General features: G+C 52.8%; 9 protein-coding genes and 1 pseudogene. 9 read left to right on the plus strand and 1 reads right to left on the minus strand.

What is annotated here, in order from left to right:
• Nucleotides 1-125: 125 nt before the first annotated feature.
• Both HBN63_RS20325 and HBN63_RS20330 read left to right on the plus strand, forming a co-directional pair.
• Nucleotides 126-269 (plus strand): annotated as a pseudogene (locus HBN63_RS20325) (IS5/IS1182 family transposase); the annotation flags it as partial.
• Between the two features lie 213 nt (nucleotides 270-482).
• Nucleotides 483-1,664, plus strand: coding sequence for a GGDEF domain-containing protein (locus tag HBN63_RS20330; protein WP_080963969.1), 1,182 nt, complete (start codon nucleotides 483-485; stop codon nucleotides 1,662-1,664).
• Between the two features lie 299 nt (nucleotides 1,665-1,963).
• On the opposite strand, the gene HBN63_RS20335 is transcribed toward HBN63_RS20330, so the two are convergent.
• Nucleotides 1,964-3,208 carry an ATP-binding protein gene (locus tag HBN63_RS20335; RefSeq protein WP_170050676.1) on the minus strand — a complete coding sequence of 415 codons (1,245 nt, stop codon included), beginning with the start codon at nucleotides 3,206-3,208 and terminating at the stop codon, nucleotides 1,964-1,966.
• 956 nt (nucleotides 3,209-4,164) lie between these two features.
• On the opposite strand from HBN63_RS20335, the gene HBN63_RS20340 reads away from it, so the two are divergent.
• The 7 genes from HBN63_RS20340 (at nucleotide 4,165) to HBN63_RS20370 (ending at nucleotide 16,520) form a co-directional block, all read left to right on the plus strand.
• Complete coding sequence (locus tag HBN63_RS20340) at nucleotides 4,165-5,883, plus strand: EAL domain-containing protein (RefSeq protein ID WP_345940504.1); 1,719 nt, start codon at nucleotides 4,165-4,167, stop codon at nucleotides 5,881-5,883.
• A 97-nt stretch (nucleotides 5,884-5,980) separates the two neighbouring features.
• Nucleotides 5,981-6,448 (plus strand): Hpt domain-containing protein, encoded by a 468-nt coding sequence (locus HBN63_RS20345; protein WP_170050677.1) that lies wholly within the window; start codon nucleotides 5,981-5,983, stop codon nucleotides 6,446-6,448.
• A 239-nt stretch (nucleotides 6,449-6,687) separates the two neighbouring features.
• Complete coding sequence (locus HBN63_RS20350) at nucleotides 6,688-7,815, plus strand: response regulator (RefSeq protein ID WP_170050678.1); 1,128 nt, start codon at nucleotides 6,688-6,690, stop codon at nucleotides 7,813-7,815.
• Between the two features lie 17 nt (nucleotides 7,816-7,832).
• Nucleotides 7,833-12,323, plus strand: a complete 4,491-nt coding sequence (locus HBN63_RS20355) for a PAS domain S-box protein (RefSeq protein ID WP_170050679.1) — start codon at nucleotides 7,833-7,835, stop codon at nucleotides 12,321-12,323.
• Nucleotides 12,320-14,239 (plus strand): ATP-binding protein, encoded by a 1,920-nt coding sequence (locus HBN63_RS20360; RefSeq protein ID WP_170050680.1) that lies wholly within the window; start codon nucleotides 12,320-12,322, stop codon nucleotides 14,237-14,239. The genes HBN63_RS20355 and HBN63_RS20360 overlap by 4 nt, the downstream gene beginning before the upstream one ends.
• On the plus strand, nucleotides 14,236-16,194 hold the full coding sequence (locus HBN63_RS20365; protein ID WP_170050681.1) for an ATP-binding protein: 1,959 nt from the start codon (nucleotides 14,236-14,238) through the stop codon (nucleotides 16,192-16,194). Before HBN63_RS20360 ends, HBN63_RS20365 begins: the two co-directional genes overlap by 4 nt.
• Nucleotides 16,191-16,520 (plus strand): CHASE domain-containing protein, encoded by a 330-nt coding sequence (locus tag HBN63_RS20370; RefSeq protein WP_170050682.1) that lies wholly within the window; start codon nucleotides 16,191-16,193, stop codon nucleotides 16,518-16,520. The genes HBN63_RS20365 and HBN63_RS20370 overlap by 4 nt, the downstream gene beginning before the upstream one ends.
• Nucleotides 16,521-16,634 lie beyond the last annotated feature (114 nt).

Raw genomic sequence — 16,634 nt, forward strand, 5'->3', positions numbered from 1 at the left:
GGTTGAGTGGCCGGATGGCCGTGGAATCAGTGGCCGGATGCGCGTGGAATGGGTGGCCGGATCAGCGTGGAATCGGTGGTCAGATGCTCATGGAATGGGTGGCCAGATGACCGTGGAATCCGCAGATCAGGCGCCAGTTCGGTTACGTGAAGGTACGCTTCCGCGGCCTGGCCAAGAACACCGCGCAGCTGATGACACTGTTCGCACTGTCGAACCTGTGGATGGCACGTCGACATTTGATTGCCACCGCAGGAGAGGTGCGCCTGTAATATGGGAAATGGCCGTTGCGAGATGCTCGCGACGGCCAAAAAAGGAGGATTGAGTGGGCTATCTGTCCGGTTTTTGATCGATTGTCCGCTTTCAAAATCGGCAAGGGCTGAAGTTGGCGCGAAATATCCGGCTACTTCAGACCTTCCCTAGAAGTGCCGGCCAATTTTGGCTTCGCTGGTACATAATTAATTATTTTTGTTTAGCAGAAGATTATGCCTGATATAGACTTAACCATACTCACTCCACTTGTGCTTACCATAAACGGAATTGTCGCAGGTTATATGTTGTTGTTAGCTAGGTTAAATATAGCCCAGCCCGCGTTTAACCATTGGGCTGCGTCATGCATTATTTTTATTTTTGCCAGCCTGCTTGCGGTGTCTCGCCTGTATCAAGTCACCCCTGTTATCAGTGTCTGGCTTGCCCACAGTTTACTCGCCCTACCACCCATTCTGATTGCAACCGGTTTACTGCGTTTTTTTCGTGGTACCGAAACAGCCTTGCCGAAAAAAATGCTTGGTAGTATTTTTGCGATTTACACCACGCTCCTGTTTTTTACTTATAAGCTGTCATACAGCGCGCCGATCCTAACGGCAGCAGCGATAGCACTGGCATGCCTTTGGTGTATTGCGCTGCTTAATTTAAATACAATGCAGCGCATTATATCCAGGCTACTGCAGGGCGTTTTGCTGCTGCATGCGCTAGCCATGTTTGCAGAAATTACACTCTATATAGATCAATGGCAGCTACCGCTAACGCGCCACATAGAACTCTACTTAGAGCTAACACTCATCAGTCACCTACTGCTGACAACCATTGCGAGTATGCTGTTGCCGTTGCTGTTATTTGTTCATCGCGAACAAAATCTTATGTTGCAAGCAAACAGAGATGAACTGACACAGTTACCCAATCGTCGCCATTTTTTACGTGAAGCCTCCGCCTATATGGCAAAAGACACCGTCAGCTCGTCGGTGATAATTATGATGCTCGATTTGGATAATTTTAAATCCATCAATGACACCTTTGGTCATGCCGTTGGTGACGCAGCACTAAAACAGGTCGCCCGCGCACTGGAAATAGAGTTGCGCAAAACCGATTTTATTGGTCGTATGGGTGGGGAAGAATTCGCTATTGTGATGACCGACACCACTGAAGCAGAAGCACGAGCAATTGCTGAACGCTTGCGTCAAAAAGTTGAAATTCGAGCCCGTGTTATTGAGGGTAATCAGGTCAACTTAACCATCAGTATTGGTGCCACTTGCAGCTACAAACACAATAGCTCAGGTTTCCAGGCACTACTCAAACTGGCAGATGATGCTTTGTTTGAAGCCAAACGCCGTGGCCGCAACCAGGTTGTCTTTGACTACGCTAAAAATGATGCGAAAAGTATAGGCTGACTCATAGCGCACAATACCGCCCGCCACCACGACAATCGCCTTCATGGTCAAGGTGGCAGCCTACGCTGCTATCACCATTACGGAAGCTGCTGTCCAGCATGACGGGATCGGGAACTGAGAAAGCCCATTTTCCCCTGAGAGTTCAAAGTCTAATAGTGAGGCAAGCAAAAATAGAGCATATCGGTCCGCTTTTGGCCGATATCGGCCAGGTAAGGCTTGTATCAGCCTGAAGCAGTCATCGAACATCTCAATGAAACTGGGTTGATTCGGTGACGTTTGAATATGAGTAGTCCGCGGCGCTAGTCTTTCTTCCACAGCTGGCTCATGGGGACGGCAAAGGCGTTCGAAATATCCGCCAAAGGCAGTGTGCTGGTGCCCGTGTACAGGAGCATGCCGCCCTGCCAGCTGCGACCAGCCTGTTCGGCCAAGCGTGCAAGACCCCGAGCATCACGCCCTTGAATGGATGCCGACTTTTTCACTTCCACACCCCACAGACGGTCATCTTGCTCGATGACCAGATCAACTTCGAGTTGGTCTTTGTCGCGGTAATGAGAAAAGCGCAACTCGGTGTCACACCAGCCTGCCTGGCAGATCAGTTGCTGCACGACAAAGCTCTCCAGCATTCCACCAAAGGCGTTATCAGGCTTGTTCCAATCGGCTGTCTTCAGTCCGGTGAGCGAACAACCCAATCCTGAGTCAATGACGTAAATCTTGGGGGCCTTGATCAGGCGCTTGGCTTCGTTTCGATGCCAAGCGGGTAGGGTGCTCACCAGAAATAACCGCTCCAACACCGACAGGTAGCGACTGATGGTGTCGCGTTGCAAACCGATGTCTTGCATCAGGTTGCTGATGTTGATCAGGTTGCCAGTACGCAGTGCAATGAGTTGGAGCAAACGAAGCAGCTCATCGCCGTCGCGGATGTTGGCAATGTCCTGTACGTCCCTCTGAATAATGGCGTTCAGGTATTGGCGGTACCATTGGCGGGCGCGGTTCTCCGTTCTTGTATTTGGCTCTGGGTAGCCACCGCCTACGACTGCTTCAGCTATGCCAGTGACAGGCGGCTGAACGCCTGTGATGGCAGGCTTGATCTGGTTGGTCAGTAGAGCCTCCAGGAGAGAGAAGTCGCTGTGGTGCTTTTCCTGCTCCGAAAGCGGGTTGAGGTAGATCACCTCCATTCGCCCAGCTAGCGATTCCTGTACGTTGGGCAGCAACAGCAGATTGGCTGAACCCGTCAGGATGAAGCGGCCAGGGCGACGGTCATGGTCGACAGAGAGTTTGATCGCGGGCAGCAACTCGGGTACGCGTTGTACTTCATCGAGTATCACCCGCTCTGGAAGGCCTGCCACAAACCCTACAGGGTCATAGCGTGCTGCGGTGAGCATGGTGCTGTCGTCGAAGGAGACGTAGGTGCGTCCAGGTTCCAACTGGCGGGCCAGGGTCGTTTTACCGACCTGGCGCGGGCCAAGAATGCACACCACAGGGGTATCACTGAGGGCATCCAGTACCTGCTGCTGCAGGTAGCGTGGGTGGAGATTTGTGGTCACGGGTCTACCTGATACGGAATGCAATTGGCGCAGTGTAGGAGCGGTGTGGGTGATCGTCTACCTTTGTACTAGGTTGGCGTCTATTTTCATATTAACTTTCCGTCCAATTTAATGATTGCAAGGCGTCTATCTTTGCTTTTGATGTTCTGAGTGGGGCTCCGCCGCCCCCTATAAGCCTCCTCAGATACGCGGTGCACGACGTTTGTTGCGCTGCGACAAAACAACTCGGGGTTGAAGTGAGTTTCTGTCCAGTTAAGTCCAGTGCGCAGCTGGCTTGGTCTGAGTCCGGTTGCAGGACGATCTTGAGGAAATCCAAATACCCCAGTAGACCGCCCACATCCACCGGGGGGGGGGCAGCCATTAAGATGTGACGCCCAACCTTAGGGGGGCCACGATGGGGCCTGACGATTTGGAAGGCTGTGGTTCAGGCCTACAGTTGGGGCACCAAGGTGTGCTCGCCTATGTGAACGTGTCGCGGCTAACGACACGTGAGAGAGACGTGTACCTGAAATGGCGTTTTTGCGACATGTTGAGCCCACTGGCCGGACGGATACTTTGATCCTATGATCTCAGGTCGAATAAGGCGGGTGGCTGTAGAGCCTCTGTAGCGTTTCTCATTACAAAAATGACTGATACGGCCAAACACAAGAGGCTTTTGCGCGGCTGTGGCTGGGCTTTCCCATTCATGAGGTGTTGCTGGATGCGGGTGATGGAGTCGCTATTACCGACCCATCTACTAGAGTTGAGAGTGAAGCGTTACGTGCAAGCTTGTCTGTGACGCTTTGATCGCCGTACTGTTTAGCTGGCCTCTCGGCCTCCGAGGCACCAAGACCGTGCAGCGATGCTGGCGTAGTGATTGTGTTATGTGGTGTTTTCTGAAATTTTTAATGAGAGACTCACCAGCCGTTTCTAGAGAGGAACGCTGTAAATGATGGGCAGAATGCCATGGAGTGCAATTGAGTGATTTAAGGCCGCAGCTCCGCACATCGGGAATGGGCGTTAGACCTACCATTCTTATTGTCGAAGATCAGGAAATTGATGCTCTCGTTTTGCGTGAGATGGTGCGCGATTTGGGAGATGTCTATCTGGCTAGTGATGGACCTTCTGCGCTTGCCCTCGCGAATCAACACAAGCCTGATTTAGTTCTGCTCGACATTGAGCTTGATGGCATGAGTGGCTTTACTGTCTGTAAAGCTTTTAAAGCTGATCCCAAATTATGTGATGCGGCCATAATTTTCGTAACGGCCCACGTTCAAGTCGATAATGAACTTCGTGCGCTTGAGACTGGTGGCATTGGTTTCATTCATAAACCCCTTAATGCTCAAGTGGCTCGGGCGCACATAAAGGTTCACCTTGCTCTGCACGAAGCAGCTAAAAGACTCGCTAATCATGACGCTTTAACAGGGCTTCCAAATCGCGCGCTACTTCAGGATCGAACTGAGCAGGCTTTGCAGAAAGCGCGTCGCAACAATACTCGCGTGGCTATGCTTTTGCTGGATTTGGACAATTTTAAACTGTTCAATGACTCGTTAGGCCATTCAGTGGGCGATGCTTTGCTTAAGGATGTTGCAGATCGTTTAGAGGAGGTGTCAAGAAGTTTGGATACGGTAAGTAGGCAGGGTGGTGATGAGTTTGTTGTTCTTTTGCCCGAGATTTCCAGTTTTGACGCAGTCGGTGATTTTGCTGAGCGGCTTTTAGTTGCTATTAACTCTCCATTCTCAATTCAAGGGAGTCGCTATGACTTGAGTGTCAGCATCGGAATAAGCCTATATCCGGATGATGCTCATGATGCTGAATCATTATATCGCCATGCTGATGCCGCAATGTACCAAGCAAAAGTCGATGGGCGTAATCGCTACCGTTTTTTTTCTGCAGATATTGAGCAGTCTACACGTGGGCGCCATCTACTTGAACAGCACATGCGCAGTGCATTGGATGCTCGGGTTTTTGAGGTTTTTTATCAAGCCAAAGTAATTGCTGATGAAAACAAGATTGTTGGTATGGAAGCTTTGTTGCGCTGGCGTGGTGAAGATGGTGAGTTAATTTCGCCGGCAGATTTTATCCCATTGGCTGAAGAAACCGGCTTGATCATTCCGTTAGGAAAGTATGTGCTGCAGCAGGCGTGTTTTGATGCTAAATCGCTTATAGATCAAGGCGCCAATATTATTGTTAGCGTCAATATATCGGCTGTGCAGTTTCGGGAGGAGTCATTCTTGCAGATGGTGCAGGAATCTCTGCAGGTGTCAGGCCTTAAATCGTGCTTTCTTGAGTTGGAAATTACCGAAGGCGTACTTGCTAAGAACATACAGCGAACCCAGCAGTTGCTGTCATCATTGAGAGCTTTAGGGGTTCGTATTGCGCTTGATGACTTTGGTACGGGTTATTCAAGTCTCACTTACCTTAAGAGTTTCCCGTTGGATGTTTTAAAAATCGATCAAGGTTTCGTGCGTGACATGTTGATCGATAAGAGTGATGCGGTAATCGTTGATGCGATTGTGAGGATTTCTCAAGCGTTTGAGTTGGAGCTGGTGGCGGAGGGTGTTGAAACGCTGGAGCAGGTATCTGTCTTGCAGTCATTAGGTTGCCGGATTATGCAGGGGTATTTATATTCAAAGCCTATTGCTTTTGAGGAGTTTGTTGCCTTGCTTCATTCTGGTAAGTTTGGTTTTAAATAGTCTCTTGGTTTTTCTTTCGGGTTTTTTATGAGTCGTATTGGAATGCAGTGGCTATAGAATGTCAAATAACTCGCCAAGTGCGCTAGGTGAAGATTGTTTGGCTGTTCCTGCTGAGTTGGTTAAGTCTGTGGCTAGGTTGCAGGCGCATCTAATCAGTGGCGGGGTGATGTCACTTGTATCATTGCGAGAGGTAGATAGTGGTTCTGTTGTCGAGTCGTTTGAATTTATCAAATTTCGATTTGGTGGCAATCTAGGCTTGATAAAAAATGTATTGAATAGCTTTGCAGCTTCGCAATTAAATCAACTTGAGCGGCTAAGTGATTTTTCCAAGCATCGAGACCCTGTTGGTGCAGCAGCTGTGCTTCATGCGATGAGAGGTACGTGTGGCACCATGGGGGCACAGCTTCTTTCAACGTTCGCCGGGGAGCTTGAACATCGCCTGATTCATGATGATGAAGAATCGCAGTTATATATGTTGGCTGATGAAAGCCTTGTTGATTTATTGCGTGAGCTAATTGTTTTTAGCGACAAGATTTTAAAGAATATGTTTGATGTGTCAGTGTGATGGTAGTGTTTAGGCAGGTTTGGGCGTATAAAAATCGTTGATGAGTTTTTTGGTTTTGACTAAGTGTGCTCATGTTTTTTGTCATAAGTTTTCTCTGATTGCTCCGGGTTTTAATTTTAGAGCGAGCGTTTAAGTAAATTTATTATTAACCTAAGCAGGTGCCGGGGGCTATACATAGCTACAGACATAACAAAAAATGCTGCGCTAGCCTTATTGGATGAAGGCTGTAGGAGTGACAGATGCACGTGATGATTCTCGAAGACGATGTCTGGATTGCCGACCTCTTGCGGCAAATCGTCCACAGCCTCCGCCCGCAGGCGCAAATTAGCTGCAAAACAAGCGTAAACGCTGCTTTGGATGAGTGGCAGAGCAACCCTGCGGATCTGGTGATTTGCGACTGGAACCTCCCTGACGGGCCTGGCACTCGTTTGCTTGAGCGAATCCGCAGGCAGGATACTCAGGTGCCTCTTGTCATGATTACCGGGCGTGCAGATCGTGACAGTGTGCTGGAGGTGCGGTCGCTACGGGTGAGCGCGTTTATCAGCAAGCCCTTTCAGGTACCCAAGGTTCTGGCTTGCTTGGATCGTTTATTACCTGCCACCAGTTCGTTGAGCCCCGCTGTCGCACCTGCGGTTGAGCGTTTTACGGATTTTCTGGCTGAGCAAACAAGCGAAAAACTTGATATGCCGTTGCAAGCGGGCAGCTTTGCCAGGCTCGTCGCGCTTGGCAAGCAGCCGGCAGAGTTGCGCGGACTGTACGAAATTGCGCGTGAGGAGCCTGCCATCACCGCGCGTCTTTTGGCTGCCGCCAATGGTGCTCAGTACAGCAATGGCGGCTCAGCCTGTATGAGTGTGCACGAGGCTTTGCAGACACTCGGTGTCGCCACCAGCTTGAATATTGCGCTTGGGCTAACCCTTCGGCCTGAGGCTGAGCTACAGGACCCCGAGCTGGTTTTGATTGCCCAGGAGCAGTTCGGACAGACCCAGTCTTTGTGCAAGCGCGTAGCGGATTTGGCTGCGGCCTGTCGTATTGATCCTGCGTCGCTGCACAGTGCGGCGCTGTTGCATCGTATGGGTGAGCTTTGTGTGTTGGGGCAGGCCCAACTCTGGCGTGATAAAGGGCACAGCTTATCTCTGGAAGACTTAAGCCACGCTCTGGCCAATAGCAGCAGCGAGTTGGCGGGGCGCCTGAAGGCACACTGGCGATTACCTATCTCTTTGCGGGACCTTATTGGCGCTTGCTATGCGCTACCGGCGATCAATACGCGGCGTGAAGCCATACTCATGCATCTTGCCGCTACCGAGCTTATCGGTCAGGCAGATCCATCCAAACTAGCTCGTTTACGTCGGCTTGTTGGCCTGAATTGATAGGTGCGTGGCACATAATGAGCAAACCCAAGTCGCTTACTTTTTTTATTGTGCTAGGCGGCAGCCTTTGCCTGACACTGTTGTTTGTGGGCTTGTATTGGCAGACCATAAGTGAATGGGATGCCCTCTGGCAGCATTCCAAGCAGGCCGAGCAGCGCCTGATCATTCAGAGTGATCAGCCCAACAGCCTTGAGTCTGAGTTATCGGTGCAGCACTCTGAGAACGAGCCCGCGAGCTTGCGCGTAGCCCAGTCCTACGAGCAGCACCTCAGTGATAAAAGGCAGCTGTTCATTAGATGGTCAGTTGCATGGTTGGCAGCTCTTGGCCTTTTGCTGTTGATGTTCTGTGCCGCTCGCTATAACACCCGGCAACAGTCGCTCATTCATCAGGCTGACCTAGAGGAACGTCACCGAGAAAGTGAGCAAGCCCGTGAGTTGTTAGGGTTGATTACCTGGGCTCAGGCTGAATATATCCAGACGGATAATCAGCGCGACAGTTTTAATACATTGCTTAATCGCGTCTTGGCCGTCACTGAAAGTCAGTTCGGATTTATCGGTGAGGTACTCCAAGATCTGCAAGGCCTGCCGTACCTGCGCACTTATGCCATCAGCAATATCGCCTGGGATCAGGCCAGCGCTGATTTTTATTCTGAGCGTGCAGATCAGGGAATGGAGTTTCATAACCTCGACACGTTATTCGGTCGTGTAATTCGTGATGCCATGGCACTGATCACAAATACCCCCAGCGAAGATCCCCGGCGTGGTGGGTTGCCGCCTGGTCATCCGCCTTTGGAGGCTTTCGCGGGGTTTCCGTTGTTCGCTAACGGTCAGATGGTTGGGATGCTGGGTATTGCAAACCGTCCAGGTGGTTATGTTGATGAATTCGCTGAACAGCTCAAGCCTCTTCTGGCAACGCTGGGTCAGCTGATTGAGGCGTTGCGTCGCGATATTCAGCGTCAGCAAACCCAGCAAAGTCTGCAGCGGCAACAATATGCGTTAAGCGCACTTAACCAAATTGCTGCACTGGCTCATTTGGATAATCAGCAGCAACTGCGCGCTGCTTTGCAGCTGGGCGCTGATTTTTATGGTACCCCGCTGGGACTCATCAGTCAGATTGAAGGCGAGGACTATCATGTCCTGGCGCAGTTTTCTCCGCCGGGCACGCTACAAGATGGCCAGCACTTCAGTCTGGGCGAAACATACTGCAGCCTCACCCTAGCTGGCCGTGATGTATTGGCTATCGACCATATGGGCAACAGCGAGTATGCGCACCATCCCTGTTACCCCGCGTTTAGTTTGGAAACCTATATCGGAATTGCAGTTGTAGTCAGTGATCGTGTCTTCGGTACGCTGGCGTTTTGCTCAACTGAGCCTCGTAAAGTGCCATTCGACGACGCGGAGTTGGAGTTTCTCCGCCTTTTTGCTCGCTGGGTTGGTGCCGTGCTGGAGCGTCAACAGCAGGAGCATGCCCGTCAGGTCTTGCTGCAACGCTTGGATGAGTCGCAGCGTATCGCTCGCCTCGGGCATTGGGAGGCCAATCTTGATGATGGCAGTCTGTATTGGTCAGCGCCTATCTATGAGATTTTCGGTTATGACATTGAGCATTTCACCCCTAGCGTTGAGGGCTTTAAACGCTGTGTGCATCCTGAGGATGTAGCCATCGTCGAAGCATCAGAGGCTCGGGTAAATGCGGGAGGTGAGCATAATGTTCGCCACCGCATTATTCGCCCAAATGGCGAGGTGCGTTGGGTGCAGGAATTAGCGCGGCTGCAACCCGACGCTGAGGGGCGTTTGGTGCGCCTGGTCGGTACCGTACAAGATGTTACCGAGCAAGCTATGGCTGAGTTCACCCTAAAGAGCCAAGGCGAGCGTTTGCAGAGCATCATTGCAGGTACCAATATCGGCACCTGGGAATGGAACGTGCAATCCGGTGCGACCGTATTCAACGAACGCTGGGCGGAGATCATCGGCTATCGCTTGGATGAGCTCGTCCCCATCGACATTAACACCTGGTTGAGCCATGCCCACCCAGATGATCTGGAGCAGTCAGGTGAGCTGCTTCAAGCTCATTTTCGCGGTGAAACACCCTATTACGACTGCCAGTGCCGAATGCGCCATAGGGACGGACATTGGGTCTGGGTGCATGATCGCGGTTGCGTCGTCAGTTGGAGTGCCGATGGCCAACCGCTGATGATGTATGGCACGCATGCTGACATCACGGAAGTGCGTCAACAGCAAGAGGCGGTTTATCAGGCGCGCGCCTTCCTGCAAGCGGTACTCGATTCAGCCACAGGGGTCAGCGTGATCGCTACTAATCCGGCTGGCCGGATTACCCTGTTCAATCGTGGTGCCGAACGTCTGCTCGGCTACAGCGCTGACGAGGTTGTTGGTTTGCATACGCCAGCACTGTTTCACCTTGCTGGTGAGGTTGAGCAGCGTGGCCTGCAGTTAAGCGAGCAACTTGGGATGGCGATCAGCGGGTTTGAGGTGTTTGTCCACCAGGCCCGCAGCGGCGAACCCGAAACCCGGCAGTGGACTTACCAGTGCAAGGATGACAGTCAGCGCCAAGTTAACCTGACCGTCAGTGCCATGTTCGATCAGCACGGTCAAATCACCGGATTTTTGGGTATTGCCAGTGATATCAGTGAGCTACAAGCCGCAACACGTTCGCTGCAGAAAAGTGAAAGCCGCTTTCGTGGCTTGGTTGCCAACCTGCCTGGCATGGTTTACCGGTGTGAGAATGATTCCGAGTGGACCATGCGCTTTATGAGTGACGAGGTTGCTGAACTGTCCGGCTTTCCGGCCAGCGACTTTATCGATAATCGAGTTAGAACGTATGCGAGTGTGATCCACCCGGATGACCTGCATATTACCTATCAGGCCGTCGGCGCTATCGAACGAAAAGAGACGTTCGAATTGACCTATAGGTTGCAGCACGCGGATGGCCACAGCGTATGGGTGCGAGAGAAAGGGCGCGGTGAGTACGACCAAGGGGGGGCGTTGCTCTGGGTGTCCGGATTCGTCTGGGATATCAGTGACCGCAAGCAGGCAGAGGATGCTTTGCGCGTTAGCCAGCAGCGTTTCAGCGGGGCATTCAATACCGCGCCTCAGGGTATGGCCATGGTGGGCTTGGATGGCCGTTGGCTTGAGGTCAACGATGCACTCTGCGCAATGCTGGGTTACAGCCGCAGTGAGCTTCTTCAGCTGGACTACCAGCACATCACCCATCCCGATGACCTTGAGACTGACCTGCAGCTTTTGCAGCGGCTGCTCAATGGCGAGATCAACGACTACCAACTGGAAAAACGCTACCTGGATAGACAAGGTCGGGTAATTTGGATTTTGCTGAGCGTGTCACTGGTGCGCGACGCCCTAGGTCAGCCTTTGCATTTCGTATCGCAAATTCAGAACTTCAGTGAGCGGGTCGAGGCCGAAAAAGCACTTCGCGAGCGTGAGGAATACCTGGGCACTCTGCTTGATAACGTTATTGATGCAATCATCACGATTAACGAGCAGGGGTTAATAGAGACCTTTAACCCAGCCGCTGAGCGCATTTTCGGTTATCGCCTGGAGGATGTAAGAGGGCAGAGCGCCAACTTACTCACGCCTGCTTATTACCGAACCAAGTATGACGACCTAGCGACCTATCTGCAGAGTGGTGTCGCGGGCATTCTGGGTAGACCCAAAGAGCTACCGGCCCAGCGCCAGAGTGGCGAACAGTTCGTTATGGAGCTGGCGGTGTCGCAGATTACCTATCAGGGCGGGCTTCGTTTTATTGCCGTAATCCGCGACATCAGCGAGCGCAAGCGCATCGAGCAAATGAAAAATGAGTTTGTTTCTACAGTCAGCCATGAGCTGCGCACGCCACTGACCGCCATCGCAGGTGCCCTGGGCCTGATAAACGGTGGCGCTTTGGGTGAGGTGCCTGTTGTGATGCAGGACATGCTGCGTATCGCTCAGGGTAATAGCCAGCGTCTTGGCGAATTGATCAATGACCTGCTGGATATGGACAAGCTCATAGCCGGCAAAATGACCTTCGATATACGCCTACAGCCTCTGCAAAAGCTACTCGAAGCGGCTATTGAACAGAACCAGCCCTATGCTGAGCAGTATCGTGTCCAGTTGCAGTTACTTCAGCCAGCAGGTGATCTACAGGTTCGGGTAGACCGTCAGCGGTTGGGGCAGGTGTTGGCCAATCTGTTGTCCAATGCGGCCAAGTTTTCTCCAGAGGGCAGCGCCGTTGAGGTCGCTGTTGCAAGCAAGAATGGTTATGTACAGGTCAGCGTAAGCGACCAGGGCCCTGGTATACCTCAAGCGTTTCGTCAGCGAATCTTCAGCAAGTTTTCTCAGGCGGATGCAACCGATACGAGGCAGAAGGGTGGTACCGGGTTGGGGCTGGCCATCAGCAAGCAACTGATTGAACAAATGGGTGGGCAGATCGGTTTCGACTCGGTAGAAGGTCAGGGCAGCACGTTCTGGATTGAACTGCCCGTGGAGCCTTCCCTATGAGTGATCACAGCCCGCGCAGGTTGATCACGGGTATGTTGAGCAGCCTGGCCATTCTGCTGATTCTTGGCCTGGGTGTGGAACTGCTGTTACGGCAGTACAGCCTGCGTCAGCACGAACTTGAGCAGCAACGCCTGCTGGCCCATGCCTATGAAGTCCGGGCAGTACTACTGGCTGAACTAAACGCCACCCTGCATCTGGCTACCGGTCTTGCCAGCTACATTCCCGCCAAGCAGGGGCGCATCGATGAAGCTGAATTACAGCCCTGGCTGCGCGGTCTCTTTGAGCAGGGGCGGCATATTCGCAACATAGGCTTGGCACCAAGTAACCGCATTGATTTTCTCTACCCGCTGGCAGGTAATGAGTCTGCACTGGGGCTTTATTACCCGGATCTGGCTGCGCAATGGCCGGCCATTCAACGTGTCATCGCCAGCCGTAAGCCACATCTGGTAGGGCCGCTGCCTCTGCTTCAGGGGGGGCAAGGGTTGATCTACCGAGTACCGGTTTTTCTAAATGACCAAAGCTACTGGGGGCTGATCAGTACCGTTATCGATTTCGAACAACTGGCCGCTGAAGTCGAGTCTATAGCCCGCAAGCGCGGTATAGCTGTGACGTTTACGCCAGCAGATCAGGCGGCTAAGGCTGCCAATCAAGACGCTGTGGGGCTACCTGTTTCCTTGGCTGGCGCCCAGTGGCAACTTCAGGCTGCGTCCCTGAACCCTGCGAGGAAAACCTTTATCGGGTTGCGAATACTCGGTTGGGGATTAGCTTTTACCGTGGCCGGGTTAATTGGTTTTGCCCTGCACACGCAGCAACGCCGAGCCAACCTGTTGTTGGCGCTCAATCAAAGCCAACGAGATTTTCTTCAGGCGTTTGAATTAGCTCCGCAAGGTATGGTGCTGATGTCGGCTGAAGGTGTGCTGCTTGCCGTGAACCAGGCGTTTAGTCGGTTATTGCAATTGCCCGCAGAGCAACTGCTGCATCGCCCACTCCACTCATATTGCCTGCCTACTGAGCATGAGTCGCTCTCTGTACATGTCTCGGCTATTCGCCCAGGTCATAACAACAGCTGGTTTTTGACCTTGGTTGATGCGCAGTATCTGCAGATTCCAGTTGAGTGCAGTGCTGCGATTCTTGGCTCTTTGGGTGGTGCTGATGAGGTGTGCATTCTGCATGTGCAGGACATGCGTGAGCGGTTGCGTTTACAACGCCTGCAGAGCGAGTTTACGGCCAGTGTCAGCCATGAATTACGCACGCCACTGACTGCCATCGCCGGTGCACTGGGTTTGATTAACGGTGGGGTGCTGGGTGAGGTGCCTCACGCTATGCAGCAATTTCTGCAAATCGCCCATGCCAACAGCCTGCGTTTGCAGGCGTTGATTGATGATTTACTGGACATGGAAAAGCTCATGGCCGGCAAAATTCGCGTTGAGCTGCGCGATCAGTGGCTATGGCCGTTGCTCGAAGAGGCCGTGGCGCATAATCAGCCCTATGCAGATCAATATCAGGTCTTGCTGCATCTGGTGGGGCCTCCCTGCAGTTTGCGCGTTGTGGTGGATGAGCAGCGCCTGGCCCAGGTGCTGGCTAATCTGCTATCCAATGCAGCCAAGTTCTCTCCGCCGGGTACTCAGGTAAGGCTGTTGGTCGAGGAGCATGCCGATCAGGTCAGGGTCAGTGTCCAGGATCAAGGGGCGGGTATTGATGATGATTTTAAGGCCCGAATTTTCAGCAAATTTTCCCAGGCAGATGCCAGTGACCGCCGACAGAAAGGTGGCACAGGTCTTGGCTTGGCGATTAGCAAGGAGTTGCTAGAACGCATGCACGGACGTATCGGTTTTGACTCCGTCAAAGGTCAGGGCAGTACCTTCTGGTTTGAACTCCCCCTCCATACAACCTCGACGCAGCGGGCCAATTTATGAGCAAGCATCCAGGGCACCCTCAGGCCCCGCTTAATGAGCCCAGTCGACTTGCAGCTTTGCTTGCATTCGAGCTGCTGGACACACCTGCCGAAGCCATGTTCGACAACATCACTACATTGGCGGCGCAGATCTGTAATACCCCGATTGCGCTGATTTCACTGATTGATGCCGAGCGCCAGTGGTTCAAGAGCCGTGTCGGGTTGGGGGTAAGTGAGACACCACGGGAGCTGGCTTTTTGTGCCCATGCGATCAATCGTGACGAGCTTTTTGAAATCGAAAATGCGCTACTCGATCCACGCTTTTGCGATAACCCACTGGTCACCAGCGACCCTGATATTCGCTTCTATGCCGGTATGCCGCTCAGCGATGGGCATGGGCATAATCTTGGCACTTTGTGTGTGATTGACCGGCAGCCGCGTCAGCTCAATGAGCAGCAGCGACAGAGCTTGAAGCTGCTTGCGCAACAAACGGTGCAACTCTTCGAGTTGCGGCTGCAGTCACGTCATCAGCGCGAGCAAGCTGCCGTACACAAAGCCATTCTGGGCAGTGCGGGTACGGCGGTGCTGGTGGTCGATCCTGCTGGCTTGATTCAACAAGCCAGTCCTGGTGTTGCAACCTTGCTGGGCTATAACGCAGATGGCCTGCTCGGGCGAGAACTTGAGTTGCTCCTGCCGCGTAATGGTCGCCAGTTGACCCGTGATGCACTGAGTTCAATACCTGCTCAAGGCAGCAGCCAGGGCCAGCTGCATGAAGTGCAGATGCGACATGCCTCCGGCCATACGGTGCCGGTGTTGTTGAACCTTTCCCCCGTCAGTCTGGAGGACAAGTTCGATCTAGGCTATCTGTGCATTGTTCATGATCTGAGTTATCGCGAAGAAGCGCTGCAGCGCTTACAACGGCTTAGTGCTCAATTGCCGGGCGTGGTCTATCAGTTCCAACTGTTCGAAGACGGTCGCAGCTGTTTCCCCTATGCCAGCCAAGGCATTGAAAGTATTTATGGGCTTACGCCAGAGGCAGTTGCGAAGGATGCTACTGCCGTATACGCCTTGATTGACCCCGATGATTTGCAGGGGGTAAGTGACAGCATTGCCACCTCTGCCGCCAATCTTGAGCTATGGCATCAGGAGTACCGGGTGCTACACCCCACTAAAGGGCTTATCTGGGTTGAAGGGCGTGCCGCACCACAGCGCGGCGCCGATGGCAGCGTCATGTGGCATGGCTTTATCAGCGACATCACCGAGCGCAAGCTTCTGGAGCGGCTCAAAGATGAGTTTGTATCCACTGTCAGTCACGAGCTGCGTACACCACTGACCTCTATTACCGGTTCACTTGGTCTTATCAACGGCGGTGCCCTCGGCGCGGTGCCTGATGCCATCAAAGACATGCTGGCGATTGCGGAGGGCAACAGTCGCCGCTTACGTCAGTTGATTGATGATCTGTTGGATATGGACAAGCTGATTGCTGGGAAAATGAGCTTTGATCTGCAACCGATCAAGCTGGATGAGTTGTTGGCAGAGTGCGACGCCAGCCATCAGGGCTTCGCTCAGCATCTTGGCGTTCGCCTACTGCATTCCAATTGCCCAGACCTGCAGGTGCTGGCTGACGCTCAGCGTCTGCAACAGGTGCTGAGCAATCTGCTGTCCAATGCGCTGAAATTTTCTCCAGCACAAGGGGAGGTTCGCCTTTACAGCGAGCTTGCGGGGCAGTCTGTACGCATTCTGGTGAGTGACCAGGGGCTTGGAATACCCGCGGATTTCACCGCGCGCATTTTCAAGAAATTTTCCCAGGCCGACGCGAGCGACAGCCGTCAAAAAGGCGGTACCGGTCTTGGCTTGGCCATCAGTAAAGAGCTGATAGAGCGCATGGGTGGCACTATTGGCTTTGTCAGTGGGCCGCAACGGGGCAGCACGTTCTGGATTGAACTGCCACTGCACCATCAGGAAGACGAATTATGAGTCCACTTGAAAAGCTCCTATCCCAGAGCCCGCGCATGATGCCGCTTGTGGTGCTGCTCTGCGGTTTGCTCGCAACGGCGGGGGCCTGGTATGGCTTGCGCGCCAGCCAGCAAGCAGCAGCTGAACTGCACTTTCAGCAGCTCACTGGCGAGGTGGTAGAAGCTGTTGAAAAGCGCATGAGTAATCATCGGCAAATTTTGCTGGGTGGGGCTGGCTTGTTTGAGACGAGTGAGTCGGTCAGCCGTGAAGACTGGCGCCACTACGTGCAGCGTCTTGACCTGGATACCAACTATCCCGGCATTCAGGGCGTAGGGTGTTGCCGCTGACCGAAAACTGACCCAGTAGAGGCTGTTCTGCCGACTGAAAACTGACCCAGGTGTTCAACTGCTTCTGCTCAATTTTTGAGCAGGAGAACACAGGGTGATCAGTATGGAAATGAT

The sequence above is a fragment of the Pseudomonas sp. WS 5011 genome (genome assembly GCF_012985775.1).
Classification (GTDB): Bacteria; Pseudomonadota; Gammaproteobacteria; order Pseudomonadales; family Pseudomonadaceae; genus Aquipseudomonas; species Aquipseudomonas peli.

Bases quoted from the DNA above. Each gene is read 5' to 3' on its own strand.
- HBN63_RS20330 (WP_080963969.1), top strand. From the start codon at position 483: ATGCCTGATATAGACTTAACCATACTCACTCCACTTGTGCTTACCATA.
- HBN63_RS20350 (WP_170050678.1), top strand. From the start codon at position 6,688: ATGCACGTGATGATTCTCGAAGACGATGTCTGGATTGCCGACCTCTTG.
- HBN63_RS20355 (WP_170050679.1), top strand. From the start codon at position 7,833: ATGAGCAAACCCAAGTCGCTTACTTTTTTTATTGTGCTAGGCGGCAGC.
- HBN63_RS20360 (WP_170050680.1), top strand. From the start codon at position 12,320: ATGAGTGATCACAGCCCGCGCAGGTTGATCACGGGTATGTTGAGCAGC.
- HBN63_RS20365 (WP_170050681.1), top strand. From the start codon at position 14,236: ATGAGCAAGCATCCAGGGCACCCTCAGGCCCCGCTTAATGAGCCCAGT.
- HBN63_RS20370 (WP_170050682.1), top strand. From the start codon at position 16,191: ATGAGTCCACTTGAAAAGCTCCTATCCCAGAGCCCGCGCATGATGCCG.